The sequence below is a fragment of the Nocardia sp. NPDC050378 genome (assembly GCF_040655675.1).
In the GTDB taxonomy this organism is placed as follows: Bacteria; Actinomycetota; Actinomycetes; order Mycobacteriales; family Mycobacteriaceae; genus Nocardia; species Nocardia coubleae.
In genome coordinates this window covers 128,468-143,881 of record NZ_JBFAKI010000007.1, presented here as the reverse complement: position 1 = coordinate 143,881, position 15,414 = coordinate 128,468, and the positions used below count along the sequence as shown (strand labels likewise).

Sequence of the window (15,414 nt, the reverse complement as noted above, 5' to 3'; positions counted from 1 at the left end):
CGCGTCACCCCGTGAACGTGATCGGGGAGCGCCAGCCCCACAGGACGACGGTGGCCACCATGTCGAGCGCGATGATCGCCACCAGGCTGGCGCGGATGGCCCGCCCCGAACCGATACCGACACCTTCGGGCCCGCCGACCGCGAAATAGCCCTGATAGCAATGGATCAGGACCACCGCGACGGCGAACACCACCACCTTCACGGTCGCGGCGAACACATCCCAGCCGAGGACGAACTGGTCGAAGTAGTGGTCGTAGGTCCCGGTCGGCACCTCGTGGATCGATGTCACGATCAGCTGACACGACAGATAGCTCAGGATCAGCGCCACCACGAAAGCCGGTGCCACCGCGACGATCCCGGCCACCACCCGGGTGGTCACCACGAACGGCACCGACCGGATCCCCATCGATTCGAGCGCGTCGATCTCCTCCGAGATCCGCATCGACCCGATCTCCGCCGTCATCCGGCAGCCCGCCTGCGCGGCGAAACCCACCCCGGCCGCGATCGGTGCCAGCTCCCGGGTCACCCCGAACGCGGAGATGAGCCCGCTGAGCTGACCGAGTGCCAGCGCGTCCAGGGCGTGATGGGCCTCGATCCCGATGGAGGCGCCCATCGCCGCACCCATCAGCAACATCAGCGGCACCACCCCGCCGCCGACGATCACCGAACCGCGCCCCCAGGTCATATCGGTGATCGCGGTGAGTGTCTGGCGCCGGTAGTGCGCCAGGGTGTACGGCACCGACGACAGCACCTGCCAGCAGAACCCGATCACGAACCCGAGCGACTCCACCGGTCGCACCGGCCCGACGCGGCGACGCAGCCGGCCGATCCAGCGCAGTCCGAACGGCAGATAGGGGCTCGCGGTCATCAGGCCGCTCGCAGTGGAACGAAGACCGTGACCACCTGGGTGACAACGGTATTGAGCACAGTGATCGCCGCGACCGACATCACCACCGCCGCGTTGACACCGTCGGCCACCCCGCGTGGCCCACCCCGTGCCTCCAGCCCGCGCTGACAGGCGATCACCACCACGAGGAACCCGAACATCAACGACTTCACCAGCGACACCCACACATCCAGCGAGGTGGTGAACGCGCCGAAGGAGTCCCAATAACTGCCCGGCGTGACGTCGAGGGCCGTGACCGCCACGCCGTATCCGGCGGCGATCCCGACGACGATGATGAGCACGTCGAGCAGTGGTGCGATCAGCATCATCGCCGCGATGCGCGGAACGACAAGGCGCTGCACCGGATCCACGCCCATCACGCGCATGGCGTCGACCTCCTCGCGCACGGTGCGCGCGCCGAGGTCGGCGGCGATCGCGGCAGCGCCCGCTCCGCCGAGCAGGATGCCCGCGGCCATCGGCGCGCCCTGTTTGATCACCCCGAGCCCGCCCGCCGCGCCGATCATCGAGTCGGCGCCGAGCTGGGACACGATATTGCCGACCTGGGTGGACAGGATCACCCCGAACGGCACGGCCATCAGCACGGCCGGGATCGCGGTCACCTTCACCAGGAACCAGGCCTGTTCCAAGGCCTCGTGCACCGGAAACCGCAGGCGCACGGCATCGTTCGCGCCGATCCGCACGGCCGAGGTCCCCATCCGCAGGGCGCGGCCGAAGGTGGCCAGCGCCGACAGCACGGTGTCGGCGAAGTTGCGGCGCAGCACCGCGCCCGCTGTGCGTGGCTGCGCGAGTGGCTCGGCGTCGGTGGAATGGCCGTGCTCGGCTCGCGATGATGTGGTCCGCCCGAACAATGCGCACCCCCTCGGTGTTCGAATGCCCGTTCAATTGCCTGGACACCAGTCTGGACGGTACTACGCCTGACTTCGGCGGAAGGTCGTAATCGCGAATCACTCCGAACGAGAGTGCTTCTCCGTATGATGGACACCTGTCCGGACAGAAATTCAGAAATAGCGAACCGGCATCGAGTTGCGAGGCACTGCATGGTTGGTTTCAGTTTGTCGAACGTATTCGCGACCGTGGCCGCGGCGATTCCGGAGCGCGAATTCATCGTGCATGGTGACCGCCGGATCTCCTACGCCGAAACCGAGTGTCGGGTCACGGGATTCGCGAAATTCCTGGCCGCGCGGGGGATAGGTGCCGAGGTCGAGCGGACGGCCCGGCATTTGTCCGGGCAGGACCATTTGGGCGTCTATTTGCGCAACGGCACCGAGTACCCGGAGATCTTGATCGGCGCCTACCGGGCGCGCGCGGTGCCGTTCAATATCAACTACCGCTACGTCGAAGAGGAATTGCTGTATCTGCTCCGTGACGCCCGGGCACGAGTGCTGGTGTACCACGCCGAATTCGCCCCACGGGTGGCCGCGGTACTGCCCACGCTGACCGATCCGCCGCTCCTGATCCAGGTCGCCGACAGTAGCGGCAACGACCTGTTGCCGGGCGCGATCGACTACGAGACCACCGTCGCCACCACCGAGGGCGAGCTGCCGGAGCCCGACGGCGACGATCTGTACCTGCTCTACACCGGCGGCACCACCGGGATGCCCAAGGGTGTGCTGTGGCGTCAGGACGACATCTACCTCGCCGCCATGGGCGGCACGCGCTTCGGCACCGGCCTGCAACTGAGTTCCTATGCGGAACTGGCCGATTCGGCCACGGTCACCGGCGGCGCCTACCGCTTGGTCGTCGCCGCCCCGTTCATGCACGGCGCCGCGCAGTGGTTGCTGTTCCAGTGCGTCACCAACGGCGGAACCCTGGTGCTGCCCAGCGTGGTCGACCGCTTCGACGCCGCATCGGTGCTCGCGGCCGTGGCCGCGGAAAAAGTGATCGCCCTTCCGCTCGTCGGTGACGCCATGGCGCGACCGATCCTCGCCGAACTCGAGCGGCGCCACTACGACCTGCCGTCGCTGGCCGCCGTGCACAACGCGGGCGCCCCGCTCACCCCGGCCGTGCGACAGCGATTGATCGCGGCCTTCGGTAAACCCGTACTCGTCGTCGACTCGGTTGGCTCCTCGGAGTCCGGCATCCAGATGACCCAGGTCTACGACGCCGACGCCCGAACCGCACCGGGCAGTTTCGTCCCCGCCGACACGGACACCGCCGTGCTCGACGAGGACCTCACCCGGCTGCTCGACGAACCGGGCGCCTCGGGCTGGCTGGCGCGCAAGGGCCGTATCCCGCTCGGCTATCTGGGCGACGAGGAGAAGACACGGCGCACCTTCCCGGTCGTCGACGGTGTGCGCTGGTCCATCGCGGGTGATCGCGCGAAGGTGCTGGGCGACGGCCGGATCGAACTGCTCGGCCGCGACAACCTGACGATCAACTCCGGCGGCGAGAAGATCTTCGTCGAAGAGGTCGAGCGCGCCGTCGCCGCCCACGCGAGCGTGCTCGACGTGGTCGTGGTCGGCAGACCGTCGCAGCGGTGGGGCAGCGAGGTCGTCGCCCTCGTGCAGATCGACGACGAGACCGTCACCGATGCCGAGCTGCTCGACGAATGCGCCAAGCACATCGCCCGCTACAAACTGCCCAAAGCCATTCTGCGTTGTCGCGAAATCCTGCGCTCACCCACCGGCAAGGCCGACTACCGCTGGGCGCGCGGCGTCGCCACGCGGATGTGAGGAGATCACGATGCCCCCGCTCACCCTGCCCGCAGGCCTCGACTTCTCCGACCCGGGCCTCTGGGCCCAGCGCACGCCTGTCGAGGAATTCGCGATGTTGCGCAAGGCCGCCCCGGTGTGGTGGAACGCGCAGTCCGACGACATGTGCGTGCCCCACGACGACGGCGGATTCTGGGTCGTGAGCCGTCACGAGGACGTGCGAACGATCTCGCGCAACCCCACTCTGTTCTCCGCGAGCACCAAGGGTTCGGTGATCCGCTTCCCCGGCACGGTCACCGCCGACACCTTCGAAGCGACGAAATCCATGCTCCTCAACATGGATCCACCCAAGCACTCGGCCGTGCGCCGCATCATCTCGCGCGGGTTCACCCCACGCGCGGTCGAGGCGCTGCGCGCCGCGCTCGCCGAACGCGCCGAGGCCATCGTGCACGCCGCCCGTGCGACCGGCGGCGGCGACTTCGTCCACCAGGTGGCGCGCGAGCTGCCGCTGCAGGCCATCGCCGAACTGTTCGGCATCCCGCAACCGGATCGGCTGCGCCTGTTCGACTGGTCCAACCAGATGCTCAATTTCGACGACCCCGAATACGGCGACCCCATCGGCGCCACCGCCGATCTGCTCGGCTATGCCTGGCAGCTGGCCGAATCACGGCGCCTCGACCCCGCCGACGACCTGGTGTCGAAACTGGTCACCGCCGATATCGACGGCGGCTCACTGACACCCGACGAATTCGGGTTCTTCATGATCCTGTTGACCGTCGCGGGCAACGAGACCACCCGCAATGCCACCACCCACGGCATGAAGGCCTTCGTGGATCATCCGGAGCAGTGGGAACTCTTCCGCGCGCAGCGCCCACGCACCGCCGCCGACGAGATCGTCCGCTGGGCCACCCCGGTGATCGCGTTCCAGCGCACCGCCACCGAGGACACCGAACTGAGCGGTCAGCCGATCGGTGCCGGGCAGCGGGTGGCGATGTTCTACAGCTCGGCCAATTTCGACGAATCGGCCTTCGGCAACCCCTTCACCTTCGACATCCTGCGGGACCCCAACCCGCACCTGGGTTTCGGTGGCACCGGACCGCACTACTGCGTGGGCGCGAACCTGGCGCGGCTGCAACTGGAACTGATCTTCGGGGCCATCGCCGACGCCATGCCCCGGCTGCGGCAGGTCGCCGAGCCGACCAGGTTGCGGTCGAGCTTCGTCAACGGCATCAAGCACTGGCACGTCGCCTACGAGTGAGGCGGATCGCCGGTCGGCACGACGTATTCGTAGTAATGTCCAGACAGGTGTCCAGGTACCGTCTGGACGGAAGGAAGGTGTGGCCATGCCACGATTCGAACCCCACCCACCGGTGCGACCCGCCGTGGTCACCGGCGGCTCGTCCGGCATCGGCGCCGCCACCGCGAAAGCTCTCGCCGAACTGGGTCATCCGGTTGCCCTCGGCGCGCGACGCGAGGCCGAGTGCGAGGCCGTCGCGGCGGCCATCCGGGAGAAGGGCGGCACCGCGTTCGCCCACCGGCTCGATGTCACCGACGACGACTCGGTCGCGGAGTTCGTGGCCGCCGCGCAGCGCGAACTCGGCGATATCGAGATCCTGGTTTCGGCCGCCGGGGTGGTGAAATTCGGGTGCGTGCACGAGCTGTCCTCGGCCGACTTCGTCCGCCAGCTCGACGTGCACCTCGCGGGCCCGCAGCGCCTGCTGCGCCTGCTCGTGCCCGGCATGATCGAACGGCGGCGCGGCGATGTGGTGCTCATCGGCTCGGACTGCTCGGTGACCCCACGTCCGCGCACCGGTGCCTACAGCGCCGCCAAAGCGGGCATCGAGACCCTGGCCACCCAGATGCGGATGGAACTGGAGGGCACCGGCGTTCGCGTGTCGCTGGTCCGCCCCGGTCCCACCGCCACCGAGATGGGCACCGACGCGACCGTCGAGGACATCGAGCCGCTGCTGAAGGACTGGTCGCGCTGGGGCTTCGCGCGCCACCCCTACATGCTGCGCTCCTCCGACCTGGCCGACGCCGTCACCGCGGTGGTGTCCACGCCGCGCGGTGCCCATGTGATCGTCAGCGAGGTCCAGCCCGAGTCGCCGCTGCGCTGACGCGGAGACGTCGAAAGCCGCCCCGAACCTTTCGGGGCGGCTTTCGCGTGTGACGTCAACGGCGCCTGCGGTAACGCACCCGGCACGGCTGCTGCAACTGCACGACCATCTTGGAGTGATCGTTGCGATAGCTCTCCGGCGGCTGCGCCATCTCGAACTCCCAGTCGCGCAACAGGATCGAGAAGATCGCCTTCATCTGCATGAGGGCGAACGCGGCACCGACGCAGCGATGCCTGCCCGCGCCGAACGGGATCCAGGTCCAGCGGTTGACGATATCGGCCTGTTCGGGGTCGATATAGCGGCCGGGATCGAAGGCGTCGGGGTCGGGGAAACATTCGGGCAGCCGGTTGGACACCGCCGGGGTGGCCGCCACCAGGTCACCCGGGGCGATGCGGTGCCCGCACACCTCGAACTCGTCCCTGGCCACCCGCATCAGGATGATGAGCGGCGGATGGAGCCGCAGTGTCTCCTTCAACGCGGCTTCCAGCCGCGGAATCTCGCGCAGCGCACGGAAGCTCACTTCGGTGTCGCCGACGAAGAGGCTGTCCAGTTCCCCGACCACATCGGCGAGCGTGTCGGGGTGGCGCAGCAGTTCGATCATCGTCCACGCCGAAGTCCCCGAGGTGGTGTGGTGACCGGCGAACATCATCGAGATGAAGATGCCGGTGACCACCGAGGCCGAGAAGCGCGGCGCGCCATGCTCGTCGCGCACCGACACCAGCACGTCGAGCAGATCGCGTTCCTCCTTGCCCTGGGGAGGTGCGGCGATGCGGCGATCCATGATCTGGCCGACCAATTCGACGAGTTCACGCCGCGATTCGTCGCGTTTACGGAAACTCTCGATCGGCATATACGGGTCGACATAGGCCAGTGCGTCGGTGCCGCGCTCGAGATCGTGATAGAGCTCGGCGAAACGGCTGTCGAGCTCATCGCGGAATTTGGTGCCGATCAGGCAGGCCGAGGACGTGTAGATGGTGAGCTCGGCGAAGAAGTCGAGCAGATCTATTTCGCCGGAATCGCCCCAGTCCGCGATCATCCGGTCCACCTCGTGCGAAATCGTCGCCGCGTGACCGCGCATGTGATCGCCGCGCAACGCCTGATTGTGCAGCATCTCCTTGCGCCGCTCCGGGCTGGCATCGAAGACGACGCCCTCCCCGAAGATCGGCTTCATGAAGGGATACGCGGCCTCCTGGTCGAGGTCCTCGTCGCCGGCGCGGAAGAAGAATTCATTGGCCTCGGCGCCCGAGAGCAACACCACGTCACGCCCGGCGAGCTCGAAAACGCCCACGTCGCCGCATTCCTCGCGCACCCGGCGCATGAGGGCGATCGGATCGGAACGCAGTTCCTCGAGGTGACCGTGCTCGTGTTCGCCGCCGGAGACCCGTCGCGGTTTCAGAAGCGTCATCGAAGACCTCTCAATCTCTGGGTCATATAGACACGTGTCCAGACGGTACTACAGTTCTCGGGCGCGGCGCAATGCGCGAAAAAGCCGCCACCCGGTTGACCGGATGACGGCTTCTGTTGTCGCGGAGCCTATTTCAGGATCAGATAGACCGATTTCTCGATCCGGTCGGCCATTTCGTCGTAGGTTCCGTATCCCATCCCGGCACGCACCAACGCACCCGCGTAGAGCAATTCGAACGCCTCGAGCACATCCGGATCGTGGTCGGGGCCCAGCGCCCGCGCGATCCGCTGCCGGATCTCCAGGCCGATCCGCACCCGCAGATGCGACACGTCGGGGTCCTGGCCGAGCAGGGCGCTGGTCACGGCACCCGCCAGCTCGTTCTCCCCGCCGACCATCAGCGACACCTGCCGCAGCGTCTCGACGACCCGTTCGGCCGCCGACTTGTCGTCGTCGTGTTCGAGCTGCGGCGTCTGCAGCAGGCGACGCCAGAACACCTCGGCGACGAGGTGTTCCTTCGACGAGAAATAGGTGTAGGCGGTCGCGGTCCCCACGCCCGCGGCGGCGGCCACCTGGCGCACGGTGAGTCCGGAATAACCCTGCTCGGTGATGACGTCGACGGCGGCGCGGGTGAGCCGGTCGACCGTATCGGCCTGTTTCTCGGTCAGGCGCCTGCGCGTGGCCTCGAGAATCGCGGGATCAGAATGGTTTTCGGACACAATTCCATATTAGTCGCAGGTACATGGGATACCTATTTGGGCCTGCGCATGCGCGGTTCGCCGCCCCCGCGCGCCCGTTCGGAAACGGTGCTGATCGCGGTATCGAGCCGGGTCCCGTTGGGCCAGCCGACATAGTGGCACAGGAACAGGGCGATTTCGCGGAGCTGTTCCTCGGTGAGTTCTTTGTTGTGCAGGGCGGCGTGGATCTGGATTTCGGCGGTTTCCATGCGGCCCTGGGCGGCGAGCGCGCCGAGCAGCAGCAGCCGGCGGTCGCGGTCGGTGAGGCCGGGGCGCGACCAGATCTCGGCGAAGAGGTGATCGACGGTGGTGGCGAAGAACGCGCCGTCGATCTCCGGCGGTTGCCAGCCGTAGACCTCTTTCATGCGGGCCAGGCCGCGGGCGCGGGCGTCGTCGGTCATGTGCTGCTCCTGTCGGATGTGGGGACCCGAAGGCCGAGGCCTTCGGCGAGATGCTCGAAACCCGTTCGGGCGAGCGGTAGTTCGACGCCGAGCCGCGCGCCGAGGTCCAATGCCAGCGCCAGATCCTTCTCGCCGAGGTCGCGCACGTGCGACATGATCGGCAGCCACGGATCGCCCTCGACGAGGCGAGCGGTGCTCTCACGCCACAGGATGGCACCGGGTCCGCCGGTGACGGCGTCGGAATGGCGAACCACCTCACCGAGGCGGCGGATGTCGAGCCCGGCCGACTCGGCCAGGCGCGAGGCCTCGGCGGCGGCGGCGAAGGCGACGAAGTGCACCAGATTGCGGGCGAGCTTCATCCGGGTACCCGCACCCACCGGGCCCGCGTGCACCACGAGATCGGCGAAGCGCGCGAACGGCGGCCGCACCGCCTCGAACGCGGCCTCGCTGCCGCCGACCATCACCGCGAGGCGCCCCTGTTTCGCGCCCGGCGCGCCACCGCTGACGGGTGCGTCGACCAGCTCCACCTCGTGGCGCGCGCATTCCTCGGCCAATTCGATCGCCGTGCTGTCGGCGATGGTCGAGTGCACGGCGACCACCGTGCCCGCGGCGGCTGTCGACAGGATCCCCTGCGGGCCCGTCAGCACATCACGGACCTGGGCATCGTCGAGGACGGTCACCGAGATCACCGCCGCACGGGCCGCGACCTCGGCCGGTGTCGCGGCCACGGCGACGCCTGCGGCGGCGAACTTCTCGGTGGCATCGGCGCGCGCGTCGCACACCACCAGCCCGCCCGGCCAGTCGACGAGCCTGCGCGCCATGGGCGCACCCATATTGCCCAGCCCGATGTAGCCGAGGCGTGGCTCGGCGGTCATGAGCGGATCACCTGACCGCCGTCGACATTGAAGATCTGCCCGGTCACCCAGGCGGCGTCGTCGGAGAGCAGATACAGGCAGGCGCCGACGAGATCCTGCGGAGTGCCCATCCGCTTGAGCGGCAACCGCTTCACCATGTCGTCGACGATGACCGACGGCGTGATCGTCTTGGTCGCCTCGGTGTCGATGGGGCCGGGGGCGATGGCGTTGATCCGGATGCCGGAGCTGCCGAGCTCGTGGGCCAGCTGCTGGGTGAGACCGTTCACGCCGACCTTGGCCAGCCCGTAGAAGCTCGAATAGGTCCACGCGGCGGTGGAGGACTGGTTCACGATGGACCCACCACTGGCGCGCATCGTCGGCCAGACTGCGCGGGTCACGTTCAGCGCGCCGTCGAAGTTCACGCTCATGAAGTGCTTGTAATAGTCCCACGGCACCGTGAGCAGCAGGTTCAGCTTCATGGTCCCGTAGATGGCCGCGTTGTTCACCAGATGGTCGATGCCGCCGAACTTCTCGACGGTGAACGCGGCCAGCGCGGCCGCGGAATCCGGGTCGGCGACATCGACCTCGCGGAAAGCGGCGACACCGCCGGCCGCGGTGATCTCCTTGGCGACCGATTCGCCCGCCTCGGCATTGATGTCGGCAACCACGACGCGGGCGCCCTCGGCGGCGAGTGCCTTGGCGTAGGCCGCGCCGATACCCTGGGCCGCGCCGGTGACGATCGCGGTCCGGTCGGTGAAACGTGTCATGTCTGTTCTCCTTCAGGCCGGGTAGGCCACGAGTTTGGTTTCGAGGTATTCCTCGAAACCGGCGACGCCCATCTCGCGTCCGATGCCGGACTGCTTGTAGCCGCCGAAGGGCGCGTCGACCGAGTACCAGGTGCCGCCGTTCACGCCGAGGGTCCCGGTGCGGACGGCGGAGACGACCCTGTCGACGCGGGCGGGATCGGTGCCCCACACCGAGCCCGACAGGCCGTAGGGGGAGTCGTTGGCGATGCGGATCGCGTCGTCGTCGCCGTCGTGCGGCAGGATCACCAGCACGGGCCCGAAGATCTCCTCCCTGGCCACCCGTGACTGATTCGTCAGCCCGGCGATCAGGGTCGGCTCGACGAAGTAGCCCGCGTCCACTCCGGCCGGACGACCGCCGCCCACGACCACCTCACCCCCCTCGCTGCGAGCCAGCGAGATATAACCCTCCACGCGTTCGCGCTGCTGCTCGGAGATGAGCGGACCGCACACGGTGCGCCGATCGCCCGGGTCGCCCGCGCGGATGCCTGCCATGGTCCTGGCTGTCGCTTCGAGAGCCACCTCGTAAGCGCTGCGCGGTACCAGCAACCGGGTGGACAGCGCGCAACCCTGACCCGCGTGCACACACACCGAGAAGGCGGCCATCGCGCAGGCCGCGGCGATATCGGCGTCGTCGAGGACGACGAACGCGGACTTGCCGCCGAGCTCGAGGAACACCTTCTTCACCGTGGCCGCCGCCGCGGCCATCACCGACTTCCCGGTGCGGGTGGAACCGGTGAACGACACCAGATCCACGTCGGGATCCTCGGCGAGTTGGGCGCCGATCCGGTGATCGGAGCCGGTCACCACATTGAACACACCGGCGGGGATATCGGTGTGCTCGGCGGCCAGAATCCCCAGCGCCGCACCGCACCACGGGGTATCGGGGGCCGGTTTGAGCACCACGGTATTGCCCGCCGCCAGCGCGGGCCCGATCTTGGCCAGGTTGATCTGATGGGGAAAGTTCCACGGCGTGATCGCCCCGACGACGCCCACCGCCTCGCGCCGCAGTTCCCTGCGGGTACGCATCCCCATCGGTTCGGCGATCGGCATCTCGGTGCGCCAGGAATAGGATTCGGCGAGATCCGCGAAATAGCCGAGATCGTTCACCGGTCCCTCCAGATGAGGTCCCGCCGTGAGCATCCGGGGCGCGCCCGCCTCTTCGATGGTGATCTCGCGTAGTTCCTCGATGTGCTCGCGCATGGCCTCGCGCAACTGGTGCAGGCAGCGCGCCCGGAACGCCGGATCGGTCGACCACCCGGTGGTGTCGAAGGCGGTGCGGGCCGCGGTGACGGCCGCGCGCATGTCCTCGGTCGTGGCGTCGGCCGCCCAGCCGAGGCGCTCGCCGGTGGCGGGGTTGCCGGTCGCGAACACCCCGCCCGATCCCCGGCTCAGTTTTCCGTCGATCAGCAGCGTGCAGCCGTCCTCAGGACGCAGATTGCTCGGCACTGTGTCTCCCTCACTGTCTGGACAGGTGTCTAGACTGTATTTCACCGTACGCCCGGTGAGCAAGGGCGCATCGGCCGGAACCGTTGCCCGCGAGAGGAAATGCCATGAAGACCAGACTGCGATGCCCCTGTGGAGACCTCATCGTCGGCACCGACGAGGACGACCTGGTCGAGCACGCGAACGCGCACCTGGCGGCGAACCATCCCGACCACGACTACACCCGCGAGGAGATCCTGCTGTTCGCCTACTGACACGACAGCGGGCCCGCACCGTGTACCGGTGCGGGCCCGCTGTCGTGGGTCGGGTCAGGGTTTGCGCGCGACCCCGCCGTACGCGGAGATCGGCTGGACCTCGCCCACCTGGGCATTCTCGGGCCGCCACTGGGTGATCGAGGTGAAGCCGGGCTCCACGAACTCCAGGCCGTCGAACACCGCCTGGATCTGGGCCTGCGTGCGCGGAATGTAGGGGGTGCCGCCGGTGCCGGTGTAGTTCTCGCACAGCGTCACATAGGCCTGGCTGTCGTCGGTGCCGTCCCACATGATGAGATAGCTGCCCGACGGGACCGCACCCAGCACGGTGCCGACGATGCGGAGCAGGTCCTCGTAGGTCTTGGCGTGGCCGAGCACGCCCATGAACATCACCGCGATGGGCTCGTTGAAGTTCAGCACGTTGCGGGCGTCGGCGACGATCTTCTCCGGCTCGTGGAAGTCGGCGTCGATGTAGGTGGTGACACCCTCGGGGGTGGTGCTGGTGAGCAGCGCCCGCGCGTGGGTGAGCACCAGCGGATCGTTGTCGACGTACACCACGCGGGCGTCGGGGGTGACGCCCTGGGCGACCTCGTGGGTGTTCTGCATGGTCGGCAGACCGGTGCCGATGTCGAGGAACTGCCGGATACCGCGCTCGCGGGCCAGGAACCGCACCGCCCGGATCAGGAACTGCCGCGACTGCACCGCCATGGTCGAGATGTCCGGGTCGACGGCCAAGCCCGCGTCACCGGCGATCTTGTCGATGTCGTAGTGGTCTTTGCCTCCCATCCAGTAGTTCCAGATCCGCGCCGAATGCGGGATGTCGGTCCTGATCTGTGGGGTGTCTACGTCGGCCATGGGTCTCGTTCCTCTGCGAATCGACTGTGACTTAGCCGGCCCGCCGGTCCACACCGCCGGCGCGGGACAGCATCTGATCTGGTTGCGACAGTACAAGATTGACGCCGTGCTCGAGCAGATTCGTGGTTCACCTGTTGGGGCCGATCGAAACCGGTCCTCGCACTGCGGATCTCGCGCCCGAGAAGGTGGTCGAGGGCGGGACGGTCAGGTCGTATTCCCGCCGGTAACCCGATTCGCGGCTCCCTACGGTCGGTCGAGTGAACCCTGATACCTGGGCAGAGACCCCTGTGACCGACCGGCTCCCCCGTCCCCCGCTCCTGTTCATGGCACTCGCGGCCGCCGTCGGTACATCGACGATCTATCCGATGCAGCCCGCGATCGCTGACGTGGCGGATTCGCTGGGCACCCAGATCACCGCTGTCGGATTCGCCCTGGCCTGCGGGCCGATCGGTTACATGCTGGGACTCGGCCTGCTGGTGCCGCTGGTCGACCGCTTCGCTCCCGGCCGCGTCCTCGCCGCTCAGTTCGGAGTCCTCGCCTGTGCGCTCGCGGCCAGTGCCGCCGCGGGCAGCGCCACCGTGCTGGCTCCGATGATCGGTCTGGTCGGCGCCTGCTCGGCGGTCGGGGCGGGGCTGAGCTCCGTCGCCGGCCGGTCAGCGGAGCCGCACCGGCGCGCGACGGTCCTGGGGGCGGTGACCGCGGGCATCTCCGTCGGCATCCTCGCCGGCCGGATCGTGGGTGGGTGGCTCGCGGACGAGATCGGCTGGCGCGCGATGCTGCTCGTCTTCGCCGCCACCTGTGGCCTGCTCGCCGTCGGCTGCCTCACCGCGTTGCCCGCCCTGACCGGCACCGCTGAGCGCGGCTACTTCTCGACGTTGCGGTCCCTGCCCGGATTGTTCGTCCACCACGCGACACTGCGGGTCGCCGCCGTGCGTGGCTTCCTGTGGTTCTTCGCCTTCTGCGCGGCCTGGGCAGGCATCGCCGTGGCACTCTCGGAGCCTCCGTACTCCTACTCGGCCGAACGAATCGGCCTCTACGCGTTGGCGGGTCTCTCGGGCATCCTTGCCACCCGGATCGCGGGCACACGGACCGACCGCGACGGTGCTCGCCCGGTGATCCTCGCCGGCCTCGCCCTCGCTGGGACCGCCACCGTCGTCATGGGTTTCGGCCTCGCGAACACATTCGTGACGCTGGTCTGCCTGGCGGCCTTCGACGCCGGGCTCTTCGCTGCCCAGGTGGCCAACCAGAGCACGATCCTGGCCATCGAACCCGACGCACCGGCACGCTTCAACAGCGCGTACATGCTGGTCTACTTCACCGGTGGCAGCCTCGGGACCGCCTTCGGCGCCGCGGCGGTCGAGTGGTTCGGGTGGCAGGCCACCGCCCTGATCGCGGCGACAGCCATCGTCGGCGCCGCGATCGCGACCCGGAATCCGCCGACCGTGGTGGTCGTCGGGCCGGGAACGCGGGCGTAGTCCGCGAACGAGCTGAGCAGGCGGGCCGGGACGCATCCCGATACGCACCGCGCGCTACGTCACCGGCCGCCGCCGACACCGCGAACCGACCTCGACGCGCGTAGCTGCAGCGCCCAGGCCAGGGTGTTGGCTGCCAAATCGCTGCAGCGCAACGCGGTGTACGCCATGCCCGAACTCGCGGCGGCCTCGAGGGCTCGGGTTAATCTGAGTCGAACGGACATGGGGGAGTCGATGGACGACGCGGGTTTCGATCGCAAACTGGACGCATTCGAACGGTGGCAGTCGACCCCCTGGGGGAGGCTCCGATACCGCATCGCCGCCGCGAACCTCGCCACTCATCTCCCGGCCGGACCCGGCCTCGCGGTCCTCGATGTCGGGGGAGGCAACGGGCTCGATGCCGTAGAGCTGGCCGCTCTCGGTCATCGGGTGACCATCGCCGACCTCTCACGGCCATCCCTCGCCGCGGCCGAGGCGCTCGCCGCCGAGCGCGGGCTCGCCGACCGCATCGCCACCGCACCCGTCGCCATCGACGACCTGGCGGCCGAATTCGGGCACGCGAGGTTCGATATCGTGCTGTGCCACAACGTGATCCAGTACCTACCCGAATCACCCATATCCGCCCTCGCGGCCCAGCTCGCGCCCACGGGTCTGCTTTCCGTCATCGCTCCCAACGCCGCCGCGGACCCCCTTCTCGCCGCAGTCCGTTCCCGGAACCTCACCGAGGCGCTGCGCCTACTCGACGCCCCGACCCGAGTGACCGTCACCTACGACACCGAAGCGCGAGCCTGCTACGCCGACGACATCGCAGGCAACCTGCGCGACGCGGGCCTGGAAGTGCTGGCCCACAGCGGAATCCGCGTCGTCTGCGACCTCGTCACCGACGACGCCTGTAAATCCGACCCCGACTTCTATGCCGATCTGGAACGCCTGGAGCTGGCCTTGGCCAACCGGGCGCCGTACCCCCACGTCGCCCGCATGTTCCAGCTCATCGCCCGTCCGTCGCGTACACGCTGAAACTCTCACCGTCGGCGATCCGGCGCATCGCCGCCACCTGATAGGCGATGGCGTCACCGGGAATCTCGCTCATCTCCCGCCATGTCAGCTCGGAGCACTTGTGCGGTTCGCGGTTGACCACGTCTTCGTCCCACCGTTCGGCGCGGAAGAAGAAGCCCACCCTGTGCGGCTGATCTCCGTATCGGTGCTGCATGACGTGCACGCAGGTCAGATCCTCGGGGCGCAACCGGATCCCCACTTCCTCCTCGGCCTCCCGAATGGCTGTCTCGACCACATCCTCGCCCTCTTCGAGGTGCCCGGCCACCAATCCCAGCTCCCCGTCGGCGAATCCGGTGTTCGACCGCCGCGACCACAACAAATTCCCGTCGCGCACCAAGACCAGATGCACATCCACCACGCTCCGAAACCGTTCGACCATGCTTGTCTCCCAACAGCTCCCGGTGGACGCGACCGAGCACGATCGTATTTCCCGCAGGCGCCGGCCGGTCCGGGAATGCGCGT

Annotated in this window: 16 protein-coding genes; 6 read left to right on the top strand and 10 right to left on the bottom strand. The window is 68.2% G+C overall.

Translation table 11 applies throughout. From position 1 onward, the window contains the following. Positions 1–4: 4 nt before the first annotated feature. Positions 5–868: an ABC transporter permease gene (locus AB0I35_RS17950; RefSeq protein WP_357397173.1), complete on the bottom strand. Its 864-nt coding sequence runs from the start codon at positions 866–868 to the stop codon at positions 5–7. Further along, positions 868–1,602 carry an ABC transporter permease gene (locus tag AB0I35_RS17945; RefSeq protein ID WP_312032647.1) on the bottom strand — a complete coding sequence of 245 codons (735 nt, stop codon included), beginning with the start codon at positions 1,600–1,602 and terminating at the stop codon, positions 868–870. Before AB0I35_RS17945 ends, AB0I35_RS17950 begins: the two co-directional genes overlap by 1 nt. 342 nt (positions 1,603–1,944) lie before the next feature. On the opposite strand from AB0I35_RS17945, the gene AB0I35_RS17940 reads away from it, so the two are divergent. The 3 genes from AB0I35_RS17940 to AB0I35_RS17930 all read left to right on the top strand — a co-directional run bounded on the left by AB0I35_RS17940 (position 1,945) and on the right by AB0I35_RS17930 (position 5,675). Beyond that, positions 1,945–3,579 (top strand): acyl-CoA synthetase, encoded by a 1,635-nt coding sequence (locus AB0I35_RS17940; protein ID WP_357397172.1) that lies wholly within the window; start codon positions 1,945–1,947, stop codon positions 3,577–3,579. A 10-nt stretch (positions 3,580–3,589) separates the two neighbouring features. Then, entirely contained in the window at positions 3,590–4,816 is a 1,227-nt protein-coding gene (locus AB0I35_RS17935; protein ID WP_357397170.1) for a cytochrome P450, read from the top strand. A gap of 85 nt (positions 4,817–4,901) precedes the next feature. Then, positions 4,902–5,675: an SDR family oxidoreductase gene (locus AB0I35_RS17930; RefSeq protein ID WP_357397169.1), complete on the top strand. Its 774-nt coding sequence runs from the start codon at positions 4,902–4,904 to the stop codon at positions 5,673–5,675. A gap of 55 nt (positions 5,676–5,730) precedes the next feature. Here AB0I35_RS17930 and AB0I35_RS17925 read toward each other — a convergent pair whose 3' ends face one another. The 6 genes from AB0I35_RS17925 to AB0I35_RS17900 form a co-directional block, all read right to left on the bottom strand. Beyond that, positions 5,731–7,080 carry a cytochrome P450 gene (locus AB0I35_RS17925; RefSeq protein ID WP_357397167.1) on the bottom strand — a complete coding sequence of 450 codons (1,350 nt, stop codon included), beginning with the start codon at positions 7,078–7,080 and terminating at the stop codon, positions 5,731–5,733. Between the two features lie 128 nt (positions 7,081–7,208). Beyond that, a complete protein-coding gene (locus tag AB0I35_RS17920) occupies positions 7,209–7,796 on the bottom strand; it encodes a TetR family transcriptional regulator (protein ID WP_067487504.1) in 588 nt (195 codons plus the stop codon). A gap of 32 nt (positions 7,797–7,828) precedes the next feature. Then, positions 7,829–8,215 (bottom strand): carboxymuconolactone decarboxylase family protein, encoded by a 387-nt coding sequence (locus tag AB0I35_RS17915; protein ID WP_067487507.1) that lies wholly within the window; start codon positions 8,213–8,215, stop codon positions 7,829–7,831. Further along, positions 8,212–9,090, bottom strand: a complete 879-nt coding sequence (locus AB0I35_RS17910) for an NAD(P)-dependent oxidoreductase (protein ID WP_357397165.1) — start codon at positions 9,088–9,090, stop codon at positions 8,212–8,214. Before AB0I35_RS17910 ends, AB0I35_RS17915 begins: the two co-directional genes overlap by 4 nt. Next, the gene (locus tag AB0I35_RS17905; RefSeq protein WP_067487511.1) at positions 9,087–9,836 is read right to left on the bottom strand and encodes an SDR family oxidoreductase; all 750 of its coding nucleotides are present in this window, start codon (positions 9,834–9,836) and stop codon (positions 9,087–9,089) included. Before AB0I35_RS17905 ends, AB0I35_RS17910 begins: the two co-directional genes overlap by 4 nt. Before the next feature lie 12 nt (positions 9,837–9,848). Continuing rightward, entirely contained in the window at positions 9,849–11,321 is a 1,473-nt protein-coding gene (locus AB0I35_RS17900; protein WP_357397164.1) for an aldehyde dehydrogenase, read from the bottom strand. A gap of 104 nt (positions 11,322–11,425) precedes the next feature. Here AB0I35_RS17900 and AB0I35_RS17895 point away from each other — a divergent pair, with 104 nt between their 5' ends. After that, a complete protein-coding gene (locus tag AB0I35_RS17895; protein ID WP_357144812.1) occupies positions 11,426–11,572 on the top strand; it encodes a DUF1059 domain-containing protein in 147 nt (48 codons plus the stop codon). 54 nt (positions 11,573–11,626) lie between these two features. Here the strand turns inward: AB0I35_RS17895 and AB0I35_RS17890 are convergent, their stop codons facing one another. Next, complete coding sequence (locus AB0I35_RS17890) at positions 11,627–12,424, bottom strand: SAM-dependent methyltransferase (RefSeq protein WP_357397163.1); 798 nt, start codon at positions 12,422–12,424, stop codon at positions 11,627–11,629. Between the two features lie 257 nt (positions 12,425–12,681). On the opposite strand from AB0I35_RS17890, the gene AB0I35_RS17885 reads away from it, so the two are divergent. Then, the gene (locus AB0I35_RS17885; RefSeq protein ID WP_357397161.1) at positions 12,682–13,899 is read left to right on the top strand and encodes an MFS transporter; all 1,218 of its coding nucleotides are present in this window, start codon (positions 12,682–12,684) and stop codon (positions 13,897–13,899) included. Positions 13,900–14,025: 126 nt separating this feature from the next. Then, positions 14,026–14,913 (top strand): methyltransferase domain-containing protein, encoded by an 888-nt coding sequence (locus AB0I35_RS17880; RefSeq protein WP_357397160.1) that lies wholly within the window; start codon positions 14,026–14,028, stop codon positions 14,911–14,913. Here AB0I35_RS17880 and AB0I35_RS17875 read toward each other — a convergent pair. Next, a complete protein-coding gene (locus AB0I35_RS17875; RefSeq protein WP_357397159.1) occupies positions 14,885–15,331 on the bottom strand; it encodes an NUDIX domain-containing protein in 447 nt (148 codons plus the stop codon). The two genes, AB0I35_RS17880 and AB0I35_RS17875, sit on opposite strands and share 29 nt — an antisense overlap. Positions 15,332–15,414: the final 83 nt, after the last annotated feature.

Coding starts and splice junctions, on each gene's coding strand:
- AB0I35_RS17925 (WP_357397167.1), bottom strand. CDS start 7,080: ATGACGCTTCTGAAACCGCGACGGGTCTCCGGCGGCGAACACGAGCAC.
- AB0I35_RS17895 (WP_357144812.1), top strand. CDS start 11,426: ATGAAGACCAGACTGCGATGCCCCTGTGGAGACCTCATCGTCGGCACC.
- AB0I35_RS17905 (WP_067487511.1), bottom strand. CDS start 9,836: ATGACACGTTTCACCGACCGGACCGCGATCGTCACCGGCGCGGCCCAG.
- AB0I35_RS17945 (WP_312032647.1), bottom strand. CDS start 1,602: ATGGGGACCTCGGCCGTGCGGATCGGCGCGAACGATGCCGTGCGCCTG.
- AB0I35_RS17875 (WP_357397159.1), bottom strand. CDS start 15,331: ATGGTCGAACGGTTTCGGAGCGTGGTGGATGTGCATCTGGTCTTGGTG.
- AB0I35_RS17940 (WP_357397172.1), top strand. CDS start 1,945: ATGGTTGGTTTCAGTTTGTCGAACGTATTCGCGACCGTGGCCGCGGCG.
- AB0I35_RS17950 (WP_357397173.1), bottom strand. CDS start 868: ATGACCGCGAGCCCCTATCTGCCGTTCGGACTGCGCTGGATCGGCCGG.
- AB0I35_RS17910 (WP_357397165.1), bottom strand. CDS start 9,090: ATGACCGCCGAGCCACGCCTCGGCTACATCGGGCTGGGCAATATGGGT.
- AB0I35_RS17935 (WP_357397170.1), top strand. CDS start 3,590: ATGCCCCCGCTCACCCTGCCCGCAGGCCTCGACTTCTCCGACCCGGGC.
- AB0I35_RS17890 (WP_357397163.1), bottom strand. CDS start 12,424: ATGGCCGACGTAGACACCCCACAGATCAGGACCGACATCCCGCATTCG.
- AB0I35_RS17930 (WP_357397169.1), top strand. CDS start 4,902: ATGCCACGATTCGAACCCCACCCACCGGTGCGACCCGCCGTGGTCACC.
- AB0I35_RS17915 (WP_067487507.1), bottom strand. CDS start 8,215: ATGACCGACGACGCCCGCGCCCGCGGCCTGGCCCGCATGAAAGAGGTC.